The sequence below is a fragment of the Sphingomonas sp. DBB INV C78 genome (genome assembly GCF_042693015.1).
GTDB lineage: Bacteria > Pseudomonadota > Alphaproteobacteria > Sphingomonadales > Sphingomonadaceae > Sphingomonas_E.
In genome coordinates, this window is the sequence record NZ_CP170544.1 from 4,780,171 (window position 1) to 4,796,280 (window position 16,110).

General features: G+C 65.1%; 17 protein-coding genes. 13 read left to right on the forward strand and 4 right to left on the reverse strand.

The window, feature by feature from the left end; all coding sequences use genetic code 11:
• Positions 1–821 precede the first annotated feature (821 nt).
• From ACFB49_RS22850 to flaF, 4 genes are all read right to left on the reverse strand, one after another.
• On the reverse strand, positions 822–2,729 hold the full coding sequence (locus ACFB49_RS22850) for a methyl-accepting chemotaxis protein (RefSeq protein ID WP_380874045.1): 1,908 nt from the start codon (positions 2,727–2,729) through the stop codon (positions 822–824).
• Between the two features lie 187 nt (positions 2,730–2,916).
• Positions 2,917–3,567 (reverse strand): response regulator transcription factor, encoded by a 651-nt coding sequence (locus ACFB49_RS22855; RefSeq protein WP_380874046.1) that lies wholly within the window; start codon positions 3,565–3,567, stop codon positions 2,917–2,919.
• Positions 3,564–5,888, reverse strand: a complete 2,325-nt coding sequence (locus tag ACFB49_RS22860) for a PAS domain S-box protein (protein WP_380874048.1) — start codon at positions 5,886–5,888, stop codon at positions 3,564–3,566. The genes ACFB49_RS22855 and ACFB49_RS22860 overlap by 4 nt, the downstream gene beginning before the upstream one ends.
• Positions 5,889–6,096: 208 nt before the next feature.
• Positions 6,097–6,456, reverse strand: coding sequence for a flagellar biosynthesis regulator FlaF (flaF, locus tag ACFB49_RS22865; protein ID WP_380874050.1), 360 nt, complete (start codon positions 6,454–6,456; stop codon positions 6,097–6,099).
• Positions 6,457–6,650: 194 nt separating this feature from the next.
• Between flaF and motA the strand changes: the two genes are divergently transcribed.
• From motA to ACFB49_RS22930, 13 genes are read left to right on the forward strand one after another with little or no spacing between them, the layout of a single operon-like run.
• The gene (gene motA / locus ACFB49_RS22870) at positions 6,651–7,535 is read left to right on the forward strand and encodes a flagellar motor stator protein MotA (RefSeq protein ID WP_380874051.1); all 885 of its coding nucleotides are present in this window, start codon (positions 6,651–6,653) and stop codon (positions 7,533–7,535) included.
• On the forward strand, positions 7,519–7,848 hold the full coding sequence (locus ACFB49_RS22875) for an STAS domain-containing protein (RefSeq protein ID WP_380874053.1): 330 nt from the start codon (positions 7,519–7,521) through the stop codon (positions 7,846–7,848). The genes motA and ACFB49_RS22875 overlap by 17 nt, the downstream gene beginning before the upstream one ends.
• A complete protein-coding gene (locus ACFB49_RS22880; protein ID WP_380874055.1) occupies positions 7,845–8,210 on the forward strand; it encodes a response regulator in 366 nt (121 codons plus the stop codon). The genes ACFB49_RS22875 and ACFB49_RS22880 overlap by 4 nt, the downstream gene beginning before the upstream one ends.
• Positions 8,201–10,402 carry a chemotaxis protein CheA gene (locus tag ACFB49_RS22885; RefSeq protein WP_380874056.1) on the forward strand — a complete coding sequence of 734 codons (2,202 nt, stop codon included), beginning with the start codon at positions 8,201–8,203 and terminating at the stop codon, positions 10,400–10,402. The genes ACFB49_RS22880 and ACFB49_RS22885 overlap by 10 nt, the downstream gene beginning before the upstream one ends.
• A complete protein-coding gene (locus ACFB49_RS22890) occupies positions 10,399–10,887 on the forward strand; it encodes a chemotaxis protein CheW (RefSeq protein ID WP_380874058.1) in 489 nt (162 codons plus the stop codon). The genes ACFB49_RS22885 and ACFB49_RS22890 overlap by 4 nt, the downstream gene beginning before the upstream one ends.
• A complete protein-coding gene (locus tag ACFB49_RS22895; RefSeq protein WP_380874060.1) occupies positions 10,884–11,783 on the forward strand; it encodes a CheR family methyltransferase in 900 nt (299 codons plus the stop codon). The genes ACFB49_RS22890 and ACFB49_RS22895 overlap by 4 nt, the downstream gene beginning before the upstream one ends.
• Entirely contained in the window at positions 11,780–12,802 is a 1,023-nt protein-coding gene (locus ACFB49_RS22900) for a chemotaxis response regulator protein-glutamate methylesterase (protein WP_380874062.1), read from the forward strand. Before ACFB49_RS22895 ends, ACFB49_RS22900 begins: the two co-directional genes overlap by 4 nt.
• A gap of 16 nt (positions 12,803–12,818) precedes the next feature.
• The gene (locus ACFB49_RS22905) at positions 12,819–13,208 is read left to right on the forward strand and encodes a response regulator (protein WP_380874064.1); all 390 of its coding nucleotides are present in this window, start codon (positions 12,819–12,821) and stop codon (positions 13,206–13,208) included.
• A gap of 4 nt (positions 13,209–13,212) precedes the next feature.
• Complete coding sequence (locus ACFB49_RS22910; RefSeq protein WP_380874066.1) at positions 13,213–13,731, forward strand: chemotaxis protein CheD; 519 nt, start codon at positions 13,213–13,215, stop codon at positions 13,729–13,731.
• Between the two features lie 33 nt (positions 13,732–13,764).
• Positions 13,765–14,052 carry a hypothetical protein gene (locus ACFB49_RS22915; protein WP_380874068.1) on the forward strand — a complete coding sequence of 96 codons (288 nt, stop codon included), beginning with the start codon at positions 13,765–13,767 and terminating at the stop codon, positions 14,050–14,052.
• An 8-nt stretch (positions 14,053–14,060) separates the two neighbouring features.
• A complete protein-coding gene (locus ACFB49_RS22920; RefSeq protein ID WP_380874070.1) occupies positions 14,061–14,930 on the forward strand; it encodes a flagellar motor protein MotB in 870 nt (289 codons plus the stop codon).
• 13 nt (positions 14,931–14,943) lie between these two features.
• The gene (locus ACFB49_RS22925) at positions 14,944–15,366 is read left to right on the forward strand and encodes a hypothetical protein (RefSeq protein ID WP_380874072.1); all 423 of its coding nucleotides are present in this window, start codon (positions 14,944–14,946) and stop codon (positions 15,364–15,366) included.
• Between the two features lie 60 nt (positions 15,367–15,426).
• Positions 15,427–16,098: a PilZ domain-containing protein gene (locus ACFB49_RS22930; RefSeq protein WP_380874074.1), complete on the forward strand. Its 672-nt coding sequence runs from the start codon at positions 15,427–15,429 to the stop codon at positions 16,096–16,098.
• Positions 16,099–16,110 lie beyond the last annotated feature (12 nt).

The window sequence follows — 16,110 nt, forward strand, 5'->3', positions numbered from 1 at the left end:
CTCGAAATGGCAGCTATCCGTAATTTCTGCCAAATTCCTGCCTGTCAGGACACGCCGACATTGCTGCCGATCGAGCACGAACGGATAACTCCCCAAAGCCGCCGCCGGTTCGGGCCATCCGGATTATTCGCGCTGTCTTTTTCAAAAGGAGGGGTTCACGCGCGGCACGCAGAGCAAGCTTTTATCGGCTTTTCCCTTTGCGCATGACGCATGCATCATATTTGGTACGAATCCGACTTATCTCTTCGGGACGGTGCGGAAATTCGTCTGCTCTCCGGCCCCATGCTTCGTTGGAGCAATCGAGATCAGGATGCGCCCAAGGAATTATACCCTGCAACTTTGGGAAATTCCTTGCCCAATCATCCAAGCATTTTAGCTGGGCGGATGAGAGCGCAGGGTCATACATAACACGCCACAGGTCGCCTGCGTACGACATCCTGGCTTGCCGAGGCACATCAATGGCGCATTTGGCAATGAGTTCTCGTTCCACATAATCCGGTTGGTAATCGGCTGATAGAATTGCCAAAATCCAGAGCATCAACATTACCTGCCATGCGCGCGATCGCCCGATGACTATCGTCTGCCTAAGACGGTTGCAAATGATCGTCTTCGAGATCACGTCAGCGTCAGCTTTCGCGGCTCTCGTTCCCTAAGCAGACAGTCCGGACTCCCGACTTTCCTGCCTTTCGGGCGCGGCTAGACACTTCTCGAAACCCGACGATCGTTCAGCATCGGAATGTATCCACGCAGCCCAGGCCAAAAAGAAAAGGCCCGGCGGCTGGGAGCCACCGGGCGCAATTTCCTTGGAGGACGGGATCGGATCAGAAGTCCGACCAGTCCTCATTATTGGTGCCATTCAGGCGCCGGGCGGCATTGGCCTGGGCCATTGCTGGGACGGGCAGGGCCTTCACCGGCGAGACATAGGACTTGGCGGCCGGTCTGGACGGGACGGCCTTGGTTACGGGCGAGCTGGCGACCGCACGGGCGGCCGGGCGGCGGGCGCCATTGTCGACGCGGAACAAGGCTGCCTGCTCGGCGAGCGAGGTGACTTCGGTCGTCAGGTTGCGCGCGGCAGCCGAGGTTTCCTCGACCATCGCGGCATTCTGCTGGGTCGACTGGTCCATGGTGCTGATCGCGACGCTGATCTGGCTGATCGCGGCGGACTGCGCCTGGTTGTCGTCGGCCATCTGGCCGAGCAAACCGTGGACTTCGCCGACGCCGCCCGAGATGTTCTGCAGCGCATTATCGACCCGCTGCACGGCGTCCACGGCGGTGACGATGTCGGTCTGGGTGACGGTGAGCTGATCGCGGGCGCGCTTGGCTTCCTCCTCGGCGCGCATGGCGAGCGCGCTGACGAGATCGGCGACGACCGCGAAGCCACGGCCGGCATCGCCGGCGCGACCGGCTTCGACCGCGGCGTTCATGGCGAGAACGCGGGTCTGGAAGGCGATCTTGTCGACGCCTTCGATCACCTGGTCGATGCCCTTGGCGCTGAGGCTGACCCGGTCCATGGCCTGGACGGCTTCCTCGGCGATGGCGCGGCCGCCGGTGACGGTGGCCAGCGCTTCATCGGCCCGCTCGACGGTCTTGCCGGCGGCGGTGGCGCTTGCCTTCAGACGATCGTCGATCTGGACGATCGCGGCGGAGGTTTCCTCCAGGCTGGCGGCATTGCCCTCGGTACGGCGGGCGAGATCTTCGGACGCCTGGGCGATTTCCTGCGATCCGGTGCGGATGCCGGCGGCGCTCACCGAAACCGCGCCGATCATCTCGCGCAATTTCTCGATCGCATCGTTGAAGTTCGTCTTGAGCGTGGCGACGCCGGCCGGGAAATCGGCCTTCACCTCGGCGGTGAGATCGCCCTGCGCCAGCGCGGCGAGGCTATCGCCGAGCGTGGCGGTTACGAGCGCCTGCTCCTCCGCCTGCTTGCGATCGGCCTCCTGGCGGGCGACGGCGGCGAGGCGGAACTGCTCGACGGCCTTGGCGATTTCGCCAAGCTCATCCAGGCGGTTGCGATGCGGCACGACCGCTTCACGGCCTTCGGCAAGGTTGGTGGTGACGGTAGTCAGTTCGGCCATGGGCTTGGCGAGCGTGCGGTTGAGCAGGTTCCAGATCACCACCAGCAGGCCGACCGACAGCAGCATCATCACCGACATGAAGATCAGCGCGTTGCTGGAGAAGGCATTGCCCTCGTCGCCACGATCGTGGGCGAGTTTCAGCACCTTTTCCATCATCGCGTTGGTGGCGCCGATGGCGGCGTGTGACGCCTTCTTGCCGTCGGTCTTGAGCACTTCCATCGCGGCTTCGGGCTGGTTGCTCTTGGCGAGGGTGAAGACACGCTCGTTGACGGACTTGAGCGTTTCGACGGTCGTCTTGAAAGCGGTGATGTCGGCGGCGAACTCCTCGCCCATCACGGCATCATAATCCTCGATGCCCTTGTCGATATTCTCGTGATTCTTTTCAAGGCGATTGCTGAGCTCGGCGCGCTCGCTGTCGCTGCGCGCGGTGACGACCGAATAAACGAGGATGCGATATTCGCGGATATAGCCCCGGATATCCGACATCGCGCTGGCGCCGGCGAGGCTCGACGCGACATGTTCGTCGGCGATCTTGCCGAGCTTGCGGTTGGCGATCACGCCCGAGACGCCGAGAGCGACGACCAATACGGCGATCAATGTGAATGCGACCAGCATCTTTCGAGGCAGGCGCCAGTTCTGGACAAGTTCCAGCATCTCGGTTCCTTCATGAGATTTGTTTGTGCGCGGCACCGATCCGGAGCTGAAAGCCCCCACGGATCGACGCCGGTCCGACCGTTCAGCTCCGGGCGGACGCTCGCAGCCACAAACATTATAGGATGAAGGACGGACGGGCGGGCGCGAGCGGGGACGAAAACCCGCCACCGCTGCGGCGTTCGACCGATCAGGCCAGGGGGTGCGGCTCCCCCGTCGATGAGGTGCCGGGGAACATGCCGGCTGCAAACGCGATGCCCAGCGCTTCGGAAAGGCTGCGGACTTCAAGCTTTTCCATCAACTTGGCCCGATAGATCTCGACAGTGCGAGGGCTGATGTCGAGATCGAAGGCGATCACCTTGTTCGATCGCCCTTCGACCAGGCCCTTGAGCACATCGCGTTCGCGCGCGGATAGCAAGGCGAGTTTTGCGGTCGCGGTTTCGACGCGCATCGCTTCCTGGCTCGAATGTTCGAGCCGCGCGATCGCCGTGTCTAGCGCCTGCATCAGCGCGCGATGGCTGCACGGCTTCTCCAGGAAATCGACCGCGCCCGCCTTCATCGCCTGCACGGCGAGCGAGACGTCGCCCTGACCGGTCAACACGATCGCGACAAAGCGCGCGGGATCGTCACCGATCACTTTCAGGACATCGATCCCCGATTTGCCGGGCATATGGAGATCGAGCACCAGGCAACCCGGCGCCAACCTCTCGATTTCGGCCAGGAAGGCATCGCCGGACGCAAAGCTGCGAACGTCGACGTCAGGCCGCACGGACACCAGGCTTTCCAGCGATGAGCGCACGAGATCGTCATCCTCGACGATATAGATGTTGCGGCGGGTCATGCGGCGAGCTCGGCATTTTGCTGGAAGGCGGGCACGGTGAAGCGGACACAGGCGCCGCCTTCGGCCCGGTTCTCCGCACGAAGCTGACCGCCGTGAAATTCCACGATGCGGCGGCAGATCGACAGGCCGATGCCCATTCCGCCGGCCTTGGTGGACATGAAGGGCTCATAGGGACGCTGCAGGATTTCCGGGGCGATGCCGGGGCCATTGTCGCACACGCTGATCTCGATCATCCCGTCGGTCGCACCGCGCGAGATCAGCAGGATCTCCGGATGAACGCCGACCTGATCTTCCTGCGCATCAATGGCGTTGCGGATCAGGTTGACGAGAACCTGCTGGATCTGGACGCGATCGGCGAGGATCACGGGCCGCGCGGCATCGAGATCGTAGCGGATGTCCACCCGCTGCTGTTCCATGCTGGTGAGCGCAAGGCCGATCGCATCCGCCATGATATCCGCGATGGGCTCGGCCCGGACGTCGACTTCACCCTTGGAGACGAAGGCGCGCAGGCGCTGGATGATGTCGCCCGCTCGCAATGTCTGGCTGCTGGCGAGTCCGACCAGTTCGCGCACGCGGGGCGAGCTGGCTTCATCTGCCGCGAGCAGCATTTCCACCGCGCCGAGGAAGTTGGTGGCGGCGGCAAGCGGCTGGTTCAGCTCATGGGCAAGGCCGGCCGCCATCTCGCCCATCGCACTGAGACGCGAGACGTGGAGCAATTCCTCGCGCAGTTCGGTCTGCCGGTCCTGCGCCGCGATCTTCTCGGTCACGTCGCGGATGAAGATGGTGAAGATGCGCTCGTCGCCCAGCTGTGCCGTGCCCATCGCGAGCTCGACGGGAAATTCGCTGCCGTCGCTGCGCAGGCCGATGATGTGCTGGAGGGTCGGACCGGGGTGGGCCTTGTCGGCGATGAGCCGCGAAAAGTCGGCATCGAAATCCGTGCGGAAGCGGACAGGAAGGAGCATCCGCCGATCGTGGCCAAGGACATCCTTGGCGGCGTAGCCGAAGAGGCGTTCGGCGGTGGGGTTGAAGGATCGGATGCGCCCATCCGCATCGATGGTGAGGATGCCGTCGGGCGAGGCCTCCAGGATCGAACGGATTTCGGATTCGCGGGCAGCAAGCACGGCGGCGCGCTGCTCGCGTTCGGTGACGTCGGTCATCGACAGCACGATCAGCGGCGCGTCCTGGCTGCGGATCGGCAGCAGCCGCGCCTGTTCCAGCACATGCAGTTCGGACCCGTCGCGGCGATATTCGACGATCTCCTTCTCGCGCGCTTCGCCCGAATTCAGGCAGCCGACGACGTCAGCCAAATGATCGGCGCCGCGGGCGACCAGCAGTTCGTGCTTGTTGCGGCCGATCGCCTCCTCGGCAGTCCATTGGTAGAGCCGCTCGGCGCCCTTGGACCAATGGAGGATGGTGCCGGCTTCGTTGGTGAGCACGATCGGCGCGGAATCGAGCGCGCGGGTGACGGCCCAGCGCTCGCCATTTTCCCGCGCGATCCGCGTCCAGGCCCAGAACAGGATACCCGTCGCCAGCACGATGAAGGCGCCGGCCTCCGCCATCTCGACGACGGCCGGCGTGCTGCCGGGCAGCGTCAGCGCCCAAAGGCTGGCCAGGGCCATCAGCGCCGGGGCGAGGAGGACGAGGACGAAGACCGTCCTGAGCGTCCGCCCCTCGACGCCGCGGGCGGAGAGCAGACCGGGCCATCCCGACTGGTGGCGCCAGGCGATCAGCACCGCCGCGAGCGCGAGCGTGGTGATGCAGGTGGGCACCGAAACCATGACGCTGCGGGTATGGGGCATGTGCCCGACCACGCCGAGCGGCAGGGCCATGCCGGCGATGATCGAGATGCCGAAGGTCAGACTGGCGATCAGGACGATGATCTGGCTGCGGCGATGCCCCGCCTTGACCGACAGCAGGGCCGCCGTGCCGAGGAGCAATATCGTCGCCGTTGGCATCGGTCCCGGGCGACCGGGGTTGAGGCGTGGCAAGCCCACCACCTTGTCGCCGAATAGCAGGCGATCGACCCCCAGTTCGAGGCCGGTGACATATTGCAGCAGCGCCGATCCCGCGATGCCCAGGGCAGGCACGGCCAGCAGGATGACAAGCCCGCTTTGCTGGCGGATCGAGGCCAGCAATGCCAACGCAATGAAGATGTAGCTGACCGCCGTCAGCGGCTGCATCACATAGATCGAGCTGCCGAAGCCGGCCACGGTGAGATTGCCGAGACCCCAGCCGAACAGCACGAGAACGCAGATGAAGAATGCCAGGCCGATGCAGCCATAGGGCGTCCATCCCGGCCATTGGCCGACATCGGAGTCCATCCTTCGCTGCAATGGATCCGATCCATGCATCCGATATGCTACCCGTTACAAACCGCCCGGATAAAGGGCTAACGCAACAAAGGTTGATTGCAAACCGGACTTTAGGTTTGGGTCAGAATAGACTGATGGGTAGAATCCACCCGGCCGATCTGATGCCGCCGCTATATTTCAGTAACCATATGAAATAAAATGCAATACTTCCAGACGATCAGGCGGCCTGCGGAATTCCGGCGAGGCCGTCGATGATCGCGCGGTTGACCTGGATCAGATCGTCGATCGAATCCCGGCCGGTCGCCACGGCGCTGCTATAGCGTTCGACCCACAGAGCGAGCGAGATGATCGTCGCGCGCAGTTCGTCGGGCAGGCGGTTGCCGGGGGCGCCGCAGAGCGTGGCGAAGGTGCCCCACACCTCGCGATTGCGATGCAGGGCGGGCATCAGCGCGGCGCCGTACAGCCCGGCATCGCGCGCCTCTATCAGCTCGCCGGTGATCTGGCTCATCAGGCGATGTTCGGTCGCGCGCGGCGTTTCGACGATCGACTGGGCGCGACGATAGGCGTTCAGCGACATGGTTACTCCCTGGATTGTCCAGCTACCATTTTAGGACGAAGCCGCGGGCCGCGGATGAAGCGCGGCAATATTCGTGTGCATTCCGCCGAGAAATCCGCGCCGCCGCGGAAAAAGCGATGTCGCTGCGCCGACCCATCCGAGTTCATCCTATAATCAGGGAACCGGCCTCGGCCTCCACTTTTCAGGTTTCCCACATGCTCAACGGTATCGGCCTCGTCGTCATCCTGGTCTGCGTCTTCGGCAGTTTCCTGATTTCGGGCGGCAACCTGATGGTGATCCTTCATGCGTTGCCGCATGAGATGATGGCGATCGCCGGCGCCGCCATCGGCGCCTTCATCCTCGGCAATTCGCTGCCCACAGCCAAGAAGGCCTGGAAGGGCGTCATGCGCGTGTTCAAGGGATCGCGCTGGACCGAGAACGACTATCGCGACCTGCTCGCGGTGATGTTCACCCTGCTTTCCACCTTTCGCAAAGGTGGAGCGACGGCGATCGAACGACACCTCGACGTGCCTGACGAGAGCACCATCTTCAGCCGCTATCCGCGCCTGCTGGCCGACAAGGGACTGATCGAATTCATCTGCGACTATCTGCGGATGATGACCGTGAACTTCGAGGATCCCCACCAGATCGCCGAAGCCATGGAAAATGACATCGAGCGGCATCATGCCGAGGAACTGCTGCCGCAACATTCGCTGCAGATGATGGCGGACGGCCTGCCCGCGCTCGGCATCGTCGCGGCCGTGCTTGGCGTCATCAAGACGATGAGCTCGATCGATCAGCCCACCGAAGTCCTGGGCGCCATGATCGGCGGCGCGCTGGTCGGCACCTTCCTGGGCGTGCTGCTCGCTTACTGTCTGGTCGGGCCGATCGCGTCGAAGCTGCACCAGGTCATCGACGCCGACTTCAAACCCTATTCGATCGTCAAGACCGCGATCATCGCCCACGCCCAGGGGCTGCCGACGCAGGTGGCGATCGAACTGGCGCGCCGCATGACGCCGTCCAGCTACGCCCCCTCTTTCCAGGAACTCGAGACCGCCCTCGATCAAGCCAAGGATGAAATGTATGCCACTGCCGTCTGATCCGGCGGAAATGGCCGGCGAGGATCGCTCGCTCCGCCTGCCCGTCCACGGTTCCACCGTCACGGCCGAAGACCTTCGCGTCCGCCTTGTCCTTGCTGCCGATTTCGATGGCGAGATGGTGATCGACGCCGACGAGGTCGAAAGTGTCGGCCAGGCCGTGCTCCAGCTTCTCGTCGCCGCGAAGGCGGAGGCCGACCAGAACGGCCAGGCCTTCGCCATCATCAATCCCAGCGCGGCGTTCGTCGACCGCGTCAACGCCTGCCGGCTGGCCGATGCGCTCGGCCTCAGCGCCCATGAGGAAACCATCCAGTGAGCAAGTTGATCCTGACCGTCGATGACTCGGCCAGCATGCGGATGCTGCTCAAGACGTCGCTCACCGCCCAGGGCTTCCGCATCGAGGGCGCCAATGACGGTGTTCACGGTCTTGAGCGGATGCACGAGGTAAAGCCCGATCTGCTGATCACCGACATCAACATGCCGAAGATGGACGGGTTCGAGCTGATCGAGGCGGTCCGCGTCGTGCCCGAGTTCCGCGGCACGCCGATCCTGGTGCTCTCCACCGAATTTTCGGACGAGAAGAAGGCCCGCGCCCGCGAGGCCGGCGCCACCGGCTGGATCACCAAGCCGTTCGACGCGACCAAGCTGGGGGCGGCGATCCGCCGCGTGTGCCCGTGAGCAGCGGCAACGACGAACTGGACGAGATCCAGGGAATCTTCTTCGAGGAATGTGCCGAGGGCCTGGCGGTTGCCGAACAGGGGCTGTCGGCGATGGCCGCAGGCGATGTTTCGGCGGATGTGATCGCCGGTGTGTTCCGCGCTGTCCATTCGATCAAGGGTGGATCGGGCGCGTTCGGCCATGCCGCTCTGCTCGCATTCTCGCACCGCTTCGAAAATGTGCTGGACGAGGTGCGTGGCGGCAAGATCGCGCCGACCGCCGAAGTCACGCGCATCATGCTCGGCGCTTTCGACATCCTTTCGGACCATGTTGCAGCGGCGCAGGGGCAGGTTCCGCTGCCGGCCGATGCGGCGATGCTGGCGGCGCTCGACGCGGTGCTTGAAGCCAAGGGCGCGCCCGGCGGCGAGGCTGCGGCTCCCGCGCCGGCACCGGCACCGGTGGCGGCGTCCGCTCCGGCCGCCGAGGAGGATGATTTCGGCTTCACGCCGGTCGCCGCGATGGTCGAGGAGTTCGATCCCTTCGGCTTCGAGCCGGTGTCGGTCGATCTCGACGATTTCGGCGCTGCCGAAGCTGCCGCCCCCGCCCCGTGGACGGTGCGCTTCGGCCCATCGCGTGCGGCGCTGGCCAATGGCAGCGAGCCCTTGTTCATCGTCCGCGAGCTGGAGGCGATGGGCGGCAAGATCATAGCCGTCGATGCCTCCACGCTGCCGGGCTTGCGCGATCTCGATCCCGAAGAAGCCTATTTCGGCTGGACGATCGAGCTGCCGGCGAGCGTCGAGGAGCAGGACATTCGCGATTGCTTCGACTTCGTCGCGCCGGATTCGGTGATCGAGATCGGCCGGGCCGCGGCGGCGGAACCGTTGGTGATGGCGGCACCCGAGCCGGTGCGCGTGGATGCCCCCGCTGCCGTCGTCGAAGTGGTGGCGTCGGCCGCGCCTGCCCCCGTTGTCGCAGCGGCCGTCGCTGCTGTCGCCCCCGCAGGCGACGCGCCTGCGGCGCAGGTGGCGCAGTCGATCCGTGTCGATCTCACCAAGCTCGATCAGTTGCTCAACCTGGTGGGTGAGCTTGTCATCCATGGCTCGATCCTGGCCGACCGGCTGGCACCGGCCGACCAGCAGCGCGTCGAACTGCCCGAACTGTCGCGGCTGACGCGCCAGATCCAGGACAATGTGATGTCGCTGCGCGCCCAGCCGATCCGCCAGGCCTTCTCCCGCGTGCCCCGCATGTTGCGCGACCTGATGGTCGAAACCGGCAAGCAGGTGGTGCTGGAGACGAGCGGCGAGACGACCGAAGTGGACAAGGGCGTGATCGAGAAGATCGGCGACCCGCTGACCCACATGATCCGCAATGCCGTCGATCATGGTATCGAATCCCCCGAGGAGCGGGTGGCCAAGGGCAAGCCCGCCGAAGGCACGATCCGCCTTTCGGCCGAACAGAGGGGCGCGCGCATCATCGTTCGCGTGTCCGATGACGGCCGCGGCATCAATCGCGAGCGCGTCCGCGCCAAAGCGATCGAGAAGGGGATTATCAGCGCCGACGCCCAGCTGTCGGACGAGGAGATCGACAGCCTGATCTGTGCGCCCGGCTTCTCGACGGCGGAGACTATCTCCAACATCTCCGGCCGCGGCGTCGGCATGGACGTGGTGCGATCGAACGTCGAGGCGCTCGGCGGTAGGGTCGAGATCCAGTCGGTGCCGGGCGAAGGCACGGTCTTCACGATGGCGCTGCCGCTGACGCTCGCGATCCTGGACGGCATGATCGTCCGGCTCGGCCAGCAGCGCTTCGTGCTGCCGCTCGCCAATGTGATCGAGACCGTCCAGCCCGAACCCGGGCAGGTGAAGCCGACATCACCCAATACGGAGGTGATCGAACTGCGCGGCACCTATCTGCCGATCCGGCGGGTCAGCCAGATCTTCAGCATGGAGGCCAATGACCGCCGCAGCCCGGAAGAGTCACTGGTCATCATCGTCGAGAGCGAGAGCGCTGGGCATGTCGGCCTGATGGTCGACACGATCGAGAACCGCCGCGAGGTCGTGATCAAGAGCCTCGAGGACAATCTGCACCCGATCCGCGGCCTTGGCGGCGCGACGATCCTTGGCGACGGCTCCATCGGCCTGATCCTCGATATCGACGCCCTCGTCACCGCCACCGGGCCTCAAGCGAAATATGCCCTGAAAGGAATGGCAGCATGAGCAGCATCGAACAGCAGGACGAGCGCAAGATCGTCACCTTCACTCTCGACAAGCAGATGTTCGGCATCGACATGCGCTCGCTGATCGAAATTCGCGAGTGGGAAGAACCGACCCCGCTGCCGGGCGTCGCATCCTACATCAAGGGCGTCACCAATCTGCGCGGTTCGGTGATCCCGGTGATCGGCCTCGCCGAACGCATGGGCTGGTCGCCTAGCGCGCTCCATTCGCGGTCCTGCATCTTGGTGGTCAGCATCGCCGGGCGGCAGGCGGGTTTCCTGGTCGATGAGGTGGCCGACATCGTCGCCATCCAGGCCAGCGAGATCCAGCCCGCGCCGCATGTGGAATCGATCGAGCCGAGCATGATCGCCGGCCTCGTGAAGATCGAGCGCCGCGTTCAGGACAGCGAGGATGCCGAAACCATGGTGCTGCTGCTCGATCTGGAATCGCTCAGCCTCACCCGCCCGCTGATGGATCTCGCCGCGTGAAACACGGCGTCGCCCCTGTCCCGGCGTCCGGCGAGGGAGCGGAATCCTCCACGCTCGCGGCGACCGCGGAGCTTGGCCTGCCCGAGTTCCGCGCGATCGCCGCGATCATGATGGAGGATGCGCGCATCCACCTCGTCGAAAGCAAGATCGTGCTCGTGCATTCGCGGCTCAGCCGGCGCCTGCGCGATCATGGCCTGACGCGCTTTTCGGACTATGTCGCGCTGGTGCGCAGGGATGCGACCGAGCGGGCGGCGATGGTGGTGGCGCTGACCACCAACCACACGCACTTCTTCCGCGAGGACCATCATTTCGATCACCTCCGCCGCCACGTGCTGCCGCAACTGCAGGCCAGTGCCCGCGCGCGCAAGCCGGTGCGGATCTGGTCGGCCGGCTGCTCCAGCGGCGAGGAGGTCTATTCGATCGCGATGTGCCTGGCGGGCGACGGGACCGCGAGCGCGTCCTGGTTGCGCCAGGGCGACGTGAAGCTGCTCGCGACCGACATCTCGCCACCCGTGGTCGAGTCCGTCGCGAAGGGCGTCTATTCGGCATCGACCGTGCAGCCGATCCCGGCCGCCTATCGCGACCGCTGGCTGCGGCCGCAGGGCAGCGATTTCGTGGTGGCGGACGAGCTGCGCGAACTGGTGACGGCGCGCGTGCTCAACCTCTTCGATCGCTGGCCGATGCGACAGCAATATGACGTGATCTTCTGCCGCAACGTCATGATCTATTTCGACGACAAGGCGAAAGCCGAGCTCGAGGCGCGCTTCGTCGAGATGCTCGCGCCGGGCGGCCACCTCTATATCGGCCATTCCGAACGGCTGATCGGGCCGGCGGCGGCGGCGATGGAGTCGGTCGGGCAGACGATCTACGTCAAGGCCGGGGGAGGCAGCCGATGAGCCGCGCCACCCGTGTCCTGATCGTCGACGACAGTGCGTCGATGCGCGCGGTGCTCAACCGCATCCTTTCCGCCGACCCCGAAATCGAGGTCGTCGGCCAGGCGCCCGAGCCGCATGCCGCGCGCGAGATGATCAAGGAGCTCAACCCCGACGTCGTGACGCTCGATGTCGAGATGCCGGGGATGGACGGCCTGTCCTTCCTGGAAAAGATCATGCGCCTCCGGCCGATGCCGGTGATCATGTGTTCGACGCTGACGGCGCGCGGTGCGGAAGTGACGATCGAGGCGCTGCGCCTGGGTGCGGTCGACTGCATCGCCAAGCCGGCCGGCAATCCGCTGGAAATCGCGCGCGACGGTGATGCGCTGCGCGCGATGGTGAAGGCGGCCGCCCGGTCATCGGTGCGGCAGGGGCCGACGCGGCTGGCGCCGGTCGCTTCCTCCGGCCCCGGCCAGCGCGATGTCGTGATCGCGATCGGTGCGTCGACGGGCGGGGTGGAAGCCCTGTTCTCGGTAATCGGCGCGCTGCCGCCCGATTGCCCGCCGGTGCTGGTCGTCCAGCATATGCCGGCGGCCTTCACCAACGGTTTCGCAGCCCGGCTCGACCGGGAATCGCGGGTTTCGGTGGTGGAAGCGGTCGCCGGAATGCCGATCCAGCGTGGCACCGTCTATATTGCACCAGGGGGGGCCAATCATATGGAACTGGTCGGCGGCACTGCCGGCCATATCCGCCTCCGCCCGACCGATCCGGTCGGTGGCCATCGGCCTTCCGTCGATGTGCTGTTTCACTCGGTTGCGGCGCTCGGTGCCCGGGCGGTGGGGGTCATCCTCACCGGCATGGGCAGTGACGGCGCGGCCGGCCTCATGGCCATGCGCCAGGCGGGCGCACGGACGATGGGGCAAAACCAGTCGAGTTGCGTGGTTTACGGAATGCCGCGCGCCGCCTTCGAACTTGGGGCGGTCGAGCGGGAACTGAGTTTGACGGCGATGCCCGAGGCGATCCTCGCGGCGTGCAGGAAGTAGGGTTTGGGAGCGGTTCATGCCGGCAGCGTCTGCAATTAAGGTTATGGTGGTCGACGATCAGACGAGCATGCGCGCGATGATCCGTCGCGCCCTCCAGGATCTCGGCTTCAAGGATATTCGCGACAAGGCGGGCGCCGTCGAGGCGCTGCCTTCGGTGAAGACCGATCGCGTCCACCTCATCATCTCGGACTATAACATGCCCGATATGGACGGGCTCCAGTTCCTGGAGGCGGTGCGACAGGACCCGGTGATCGGCAAGACGGTGTTCATCATGCTCACCGGCTCCGCCGACAAGGAGATCGTCCAGAAGGCCGCGGCACTGGGCGTCAACAATTATGTCGTGAAGCCCTTTGCGCCCGCGGCGCTCAAGGAAAAGATCGAGCGCGTCTTCGGCGAGCTGACCTGATCCCATGCGACGCATCCCCATCATCCAGGGTGAGCATCGGGTGACGGCGGAACCCGGCGTCATCATCTCGACACTGCTCGGTTCCTGCGTGGCCGTGTGCCTGCAGGATCCAGTGGCGCGCGTCGGCGGCATGAACCACTTCCTGCTGGGCGAGCCCGGCTTGGACGATGCGGGCCAACGCGCCGGGCAGGAACGCTATGGCGTCCACGCCATGGAACTGCTGATCAACGCGATGATGCAGCGGGGCGCCACGCGCACGCGGCTGCGCGCCCATCTTTATGGGGGTGCCAACATCATCGCGGGGCTGGGATCGATCGGCAGCAGCAATGCCGCCTTCGCCCGCCGTTTCATGGAGACGGAGGGCATCGAGATCGGCCGGTGCGAGCTGGGCGGCACGCGCGCCCGCAAGGTGGAGTTCATGCCCTATGAAGGGCGGGTCCGATCCCAGCTCGTCGCCGATGCCGCGCCGGTGATGCCCGTGAAGCCGGTGGCGCTGCCCGACGGCGATGTCGAACTGTTTTGAGCAATTCACGAACGAAAGATCGGTCGAGCAATGATGATGACGCAGATTGGCCAGGAAGCGACATCGCTGTGCGCGGCGGTGGCGGACGAGATCCGCGGCGTGCGGGCGCTGATCGAACAGCTTGCCGAAATCCTCGTCGCCGACGAGCGCTTCTGCATGGACTATATGGATCAGCTCCAGTCGTTCGATCTGGTCATACAACATGCCGATGAAAGCGCCGATCTGCTGGATCGCGTGGCACAGGGGCAGGCGATTCCGGATGCCATCGATCGCGTGCGGCTGACCGTCGTTCAGGAGCGGCTGCGCGCCGCGATCGGCTGAGGACGGTCATGGCCGTCGGACAAAGCGAGGACGTTGCGCCGATCATCGTGCGCAAGGTCAAGAAGCACAAGCATGCCGGCCATCATGGCGGCGCGTGGAAGGTTGCCTATGCCGATTTCGTGACGGCGATGATGGCCTTCTTCATGCTCCTCTGGCTGCTGGCCAACCCCAACAAGGCGCAGCTCAAGGGGTTGGCCGAATATTTCTCCCCGGCGCCCGCGCGCGATGCGCCGGCGGCGACGCTCACCACTTCGCCCGGTAACCAGCCGGGGCTGGGCGGGCGGGGGCGTCGCGCCCAGGCCGATCAGCAACAGTCGCTCGGCCAGCCATCGGCGGAATCGGGCGTCAACGGCGCGGCGCGCGGCGGCACCGCCGAGGTGCCCGAAGCGGCGCTGCGCGTGCTCGCCGACGAAATGATGATCTCGCTGGAAAAACCGCCCGAAAATCCGAGCGAGGCGCGCAGCGTTCGCGTCGAATCCTCGCGTGACGGGCTGCGCGTCCATCTGATGGACAGCGCCAATCGCTCGATGTTCCGCGGCCCCACGGCGGAGCTCAACGATTATGCGCGCCAGATGCTCGGCCAGGTTGCCCGCAAGCTGATCAAGGCGGGCGCGCAGGTCGCGATCGAAGGGCATACCGATTCCACCGGCGGGCAGAGCCTGGCCAATTGGCGGCTTTCGAGCGACCGCGCGCTGGCCGCGCGCGCCGCGATGATCGACGCGGGCCTGCCTGCCGACCGTTTTTCGGAGGTGGTGGCCAAGGCCGGCACCCAGCCCGTCTATCCCGACCAGCCCGATCGCCCGGAAAACCGGCGCATCACCATCGTGATCCTGGCCGAGCCGCCGGCGCTGCCGCGCGACGCGAGCTTCAAGTTCTAGGAGGAGCTTTCCGATGAAGAAACTGATCCTGGGGGCGCTGGTGCTGACAGTCGGCATGGGCGTGGGCGGTGGTGCCGCTTACGGGACGAGCCTGGTGCTCGGCCCCAAGCAGAAGGCCCAGCCGCCGCTGGAATTCGTGCCGACCGGCCCGGTGCTGGCGCCTCTGGTGTTCGGCGACGGTCGGCTGGCTTCCTATGTGTCGTTCGAAGTGCAGCTTGAAGTGGCTGGCGACAAAAGGGAAATTGTCGAGGCCAAGCTGCCGGTGCTGCTGAACGCCATCAACATGCGGACCTATCGCACGCCGATGGCGAGCGGACCGGACGGACTGGTGCCCAGCCTAAGCGCGTTCCGCAAGGTCGTGCTGGAGGCGGCGGCCGAAGCCTATGGCAAGGATGTCGTGCGGCGCGCGGTGGTGACGCAGGCTTCACCCGCTTAATCGCGTTTTCGGTCAACGAAAACGTAAGGATTTTACGAGCATTTGGACGAGGTGAACGCCATGAATCCCTTGCCCCACAATAATTTCGACGCCGCCGACGACGCGTGGATGCCCGCGCGCACGGCGCCTTTGTTAACCCCGCGCGCGCCGCGAACGATGACGCTGCTGCTGATCGGACGCGTAACGAGCGACCGTTTCGATGCATTGTGCTGCATCCGTAACCTTTCCGAAGGTGGCCTGAAGGCCGAGGTGCGCGCGAAATTCACCATCGGTGAAGCGATTCGAATCGAATTCCGCAACGGCGATGTCGTTACGGGGGCGGTGCGCTGGACCGATCGCAAATCGATCGGCGTCCAGTTCGATTCGCCGATCGACGTCGATCGCCTGCTGGCCGAATCCTCGACCGTCCGCCGGCCGAGCAACCTGCCCCAGCCGCGTTCGCCGCGCATGCCGACCAATTGCCGCGCGGAGATCCGCGTCACCGGCAAGAGCCATCGGGTCGCGCTGACGGATCTGTCGCAGGGCGGAGCCAAGCTGGAGACCAAGGTTCCGCTGGCCAAGGACGATATGCTGACCCTGGCCGTGCCGGGCCTCGAGCCGATGCGCGCGGTGGTCCGTTGGGTGCGGGGTGAAGCGGTGGGCATCGCCTTCATGCAGTCGATCGCTTTCGCGACGCTGGCCGAATGGCTGAACGATCCCAAGGTGCGTTATGACGGGGCGCGGCTGGGCTGATTGTTCGAACCG

What these genes read in the sequence shown, in the direction of transcription:
- ACFB49_RS22920 (WP_380874070.1), top strand. Translation starts at nt 14,061, where the DNA reads ATGGCCGTCGGACAAAGCGAGGACGTTGCGCCGATCATCGTGCGCAAG.
- ACFB49_RS22925 (WP_380874072.1), top strand. Translation starts at nt 14,944, where the DNA reads ATGAAGAAACTGATCCTGGGGGCGCTGGTGCTGACAGTCGGCATGGGC.
- flaF (WP_380874050.1), bottom strand. Translation starts at nt 6,456, where the DNA reads ATGTCGCTGAACGCCTATCGTCGCGCCCAGTCGATCGTCGAAACGCCG.
- ACFB49_RS22890 (WP_380874058.1), top strand. Translation starts at nt 10,399, where the DNA reads ATGAGCAGCATCGAACAGCAGGACGAGCGCAAGATCGTCACCTTCACT.
- ACFB49_RS22875 (WP_380874053.1), top strand. Translation starts at nt 7,519, where the DNA reads ATGCCACTGCCGTCTGATCCGGCGGAAATGGCCGGCGAGGATCGCTCG.
- ACFB49_RS22905 (WP_380874064.1), top strand. Translation starts at nt 12,819, where the DNA reads ATGCCGGCAGCGTCTGCAATTAAGGTTATGGTGGTCGACGATCAGACG.
- ACFB49_RS22930 (WP_380874074.1), top strand. Translation starts at nt 15,427, where the DNA reads ATGAATCCCTTGCCCCACAATAATTTCGACGCCGCCGACGACGCGTGG.
- ACFB49_RS22900 (WP_380874062.1), top strand. Translation starts at nt 11,780, where the DNA reads ATGAGCCGCGCCACCCGTGTCCTGATCGTCGACGACAGTGCGTCGATG.
- ACFB49_RS22860 (WP_380874048.1), bottom strand. Translation starts at nt 5,888, where the DNA reads ATGGACTCCGATGTCGGCCAATGGCCGGGATGGACGCCCTATGGCTGC.
- ACFB49_RS22915 (WP_380874068.1), top strand. Translation starts at nt 13,765, where the DNA reads ATGATGACGCAGATTGGCCAGGAAGCGACATCGCTGTGCGCGGCGGTG.
- ACFB49_RS22850 (WP_380874045.1), bottom strand. Translation starts at nt 2,729, where the DNA reads ATGCTGGAACTTGTCCAGAACTGGCGCCTGCCTCGAAAGATGCTGGTC.
- ACFB49_RS22855 (WP_380874046.1), bottom strand. Translation starts at nt 3,567, where the DNA reads ATGACCCGCCGCAACATCTATATCGTCGAGGATGACGATCTCGTGCGC.
- motA (WP_380874051.1), top strand. Translation starts at nt 6,651, where the DNA reads ATGCTCAACGGTATCGGCCTCGTCGTCATCCTGGTCTGCGTCTTCGGC.
- ACFB49_RS22910 (WP_380874066.1), top strand. Translation starts at nt 13,213, where the DNA reads ATGCGACGCATCCCCATCATCCAGGGTGAGCATCGGGTGACGGCGGAA.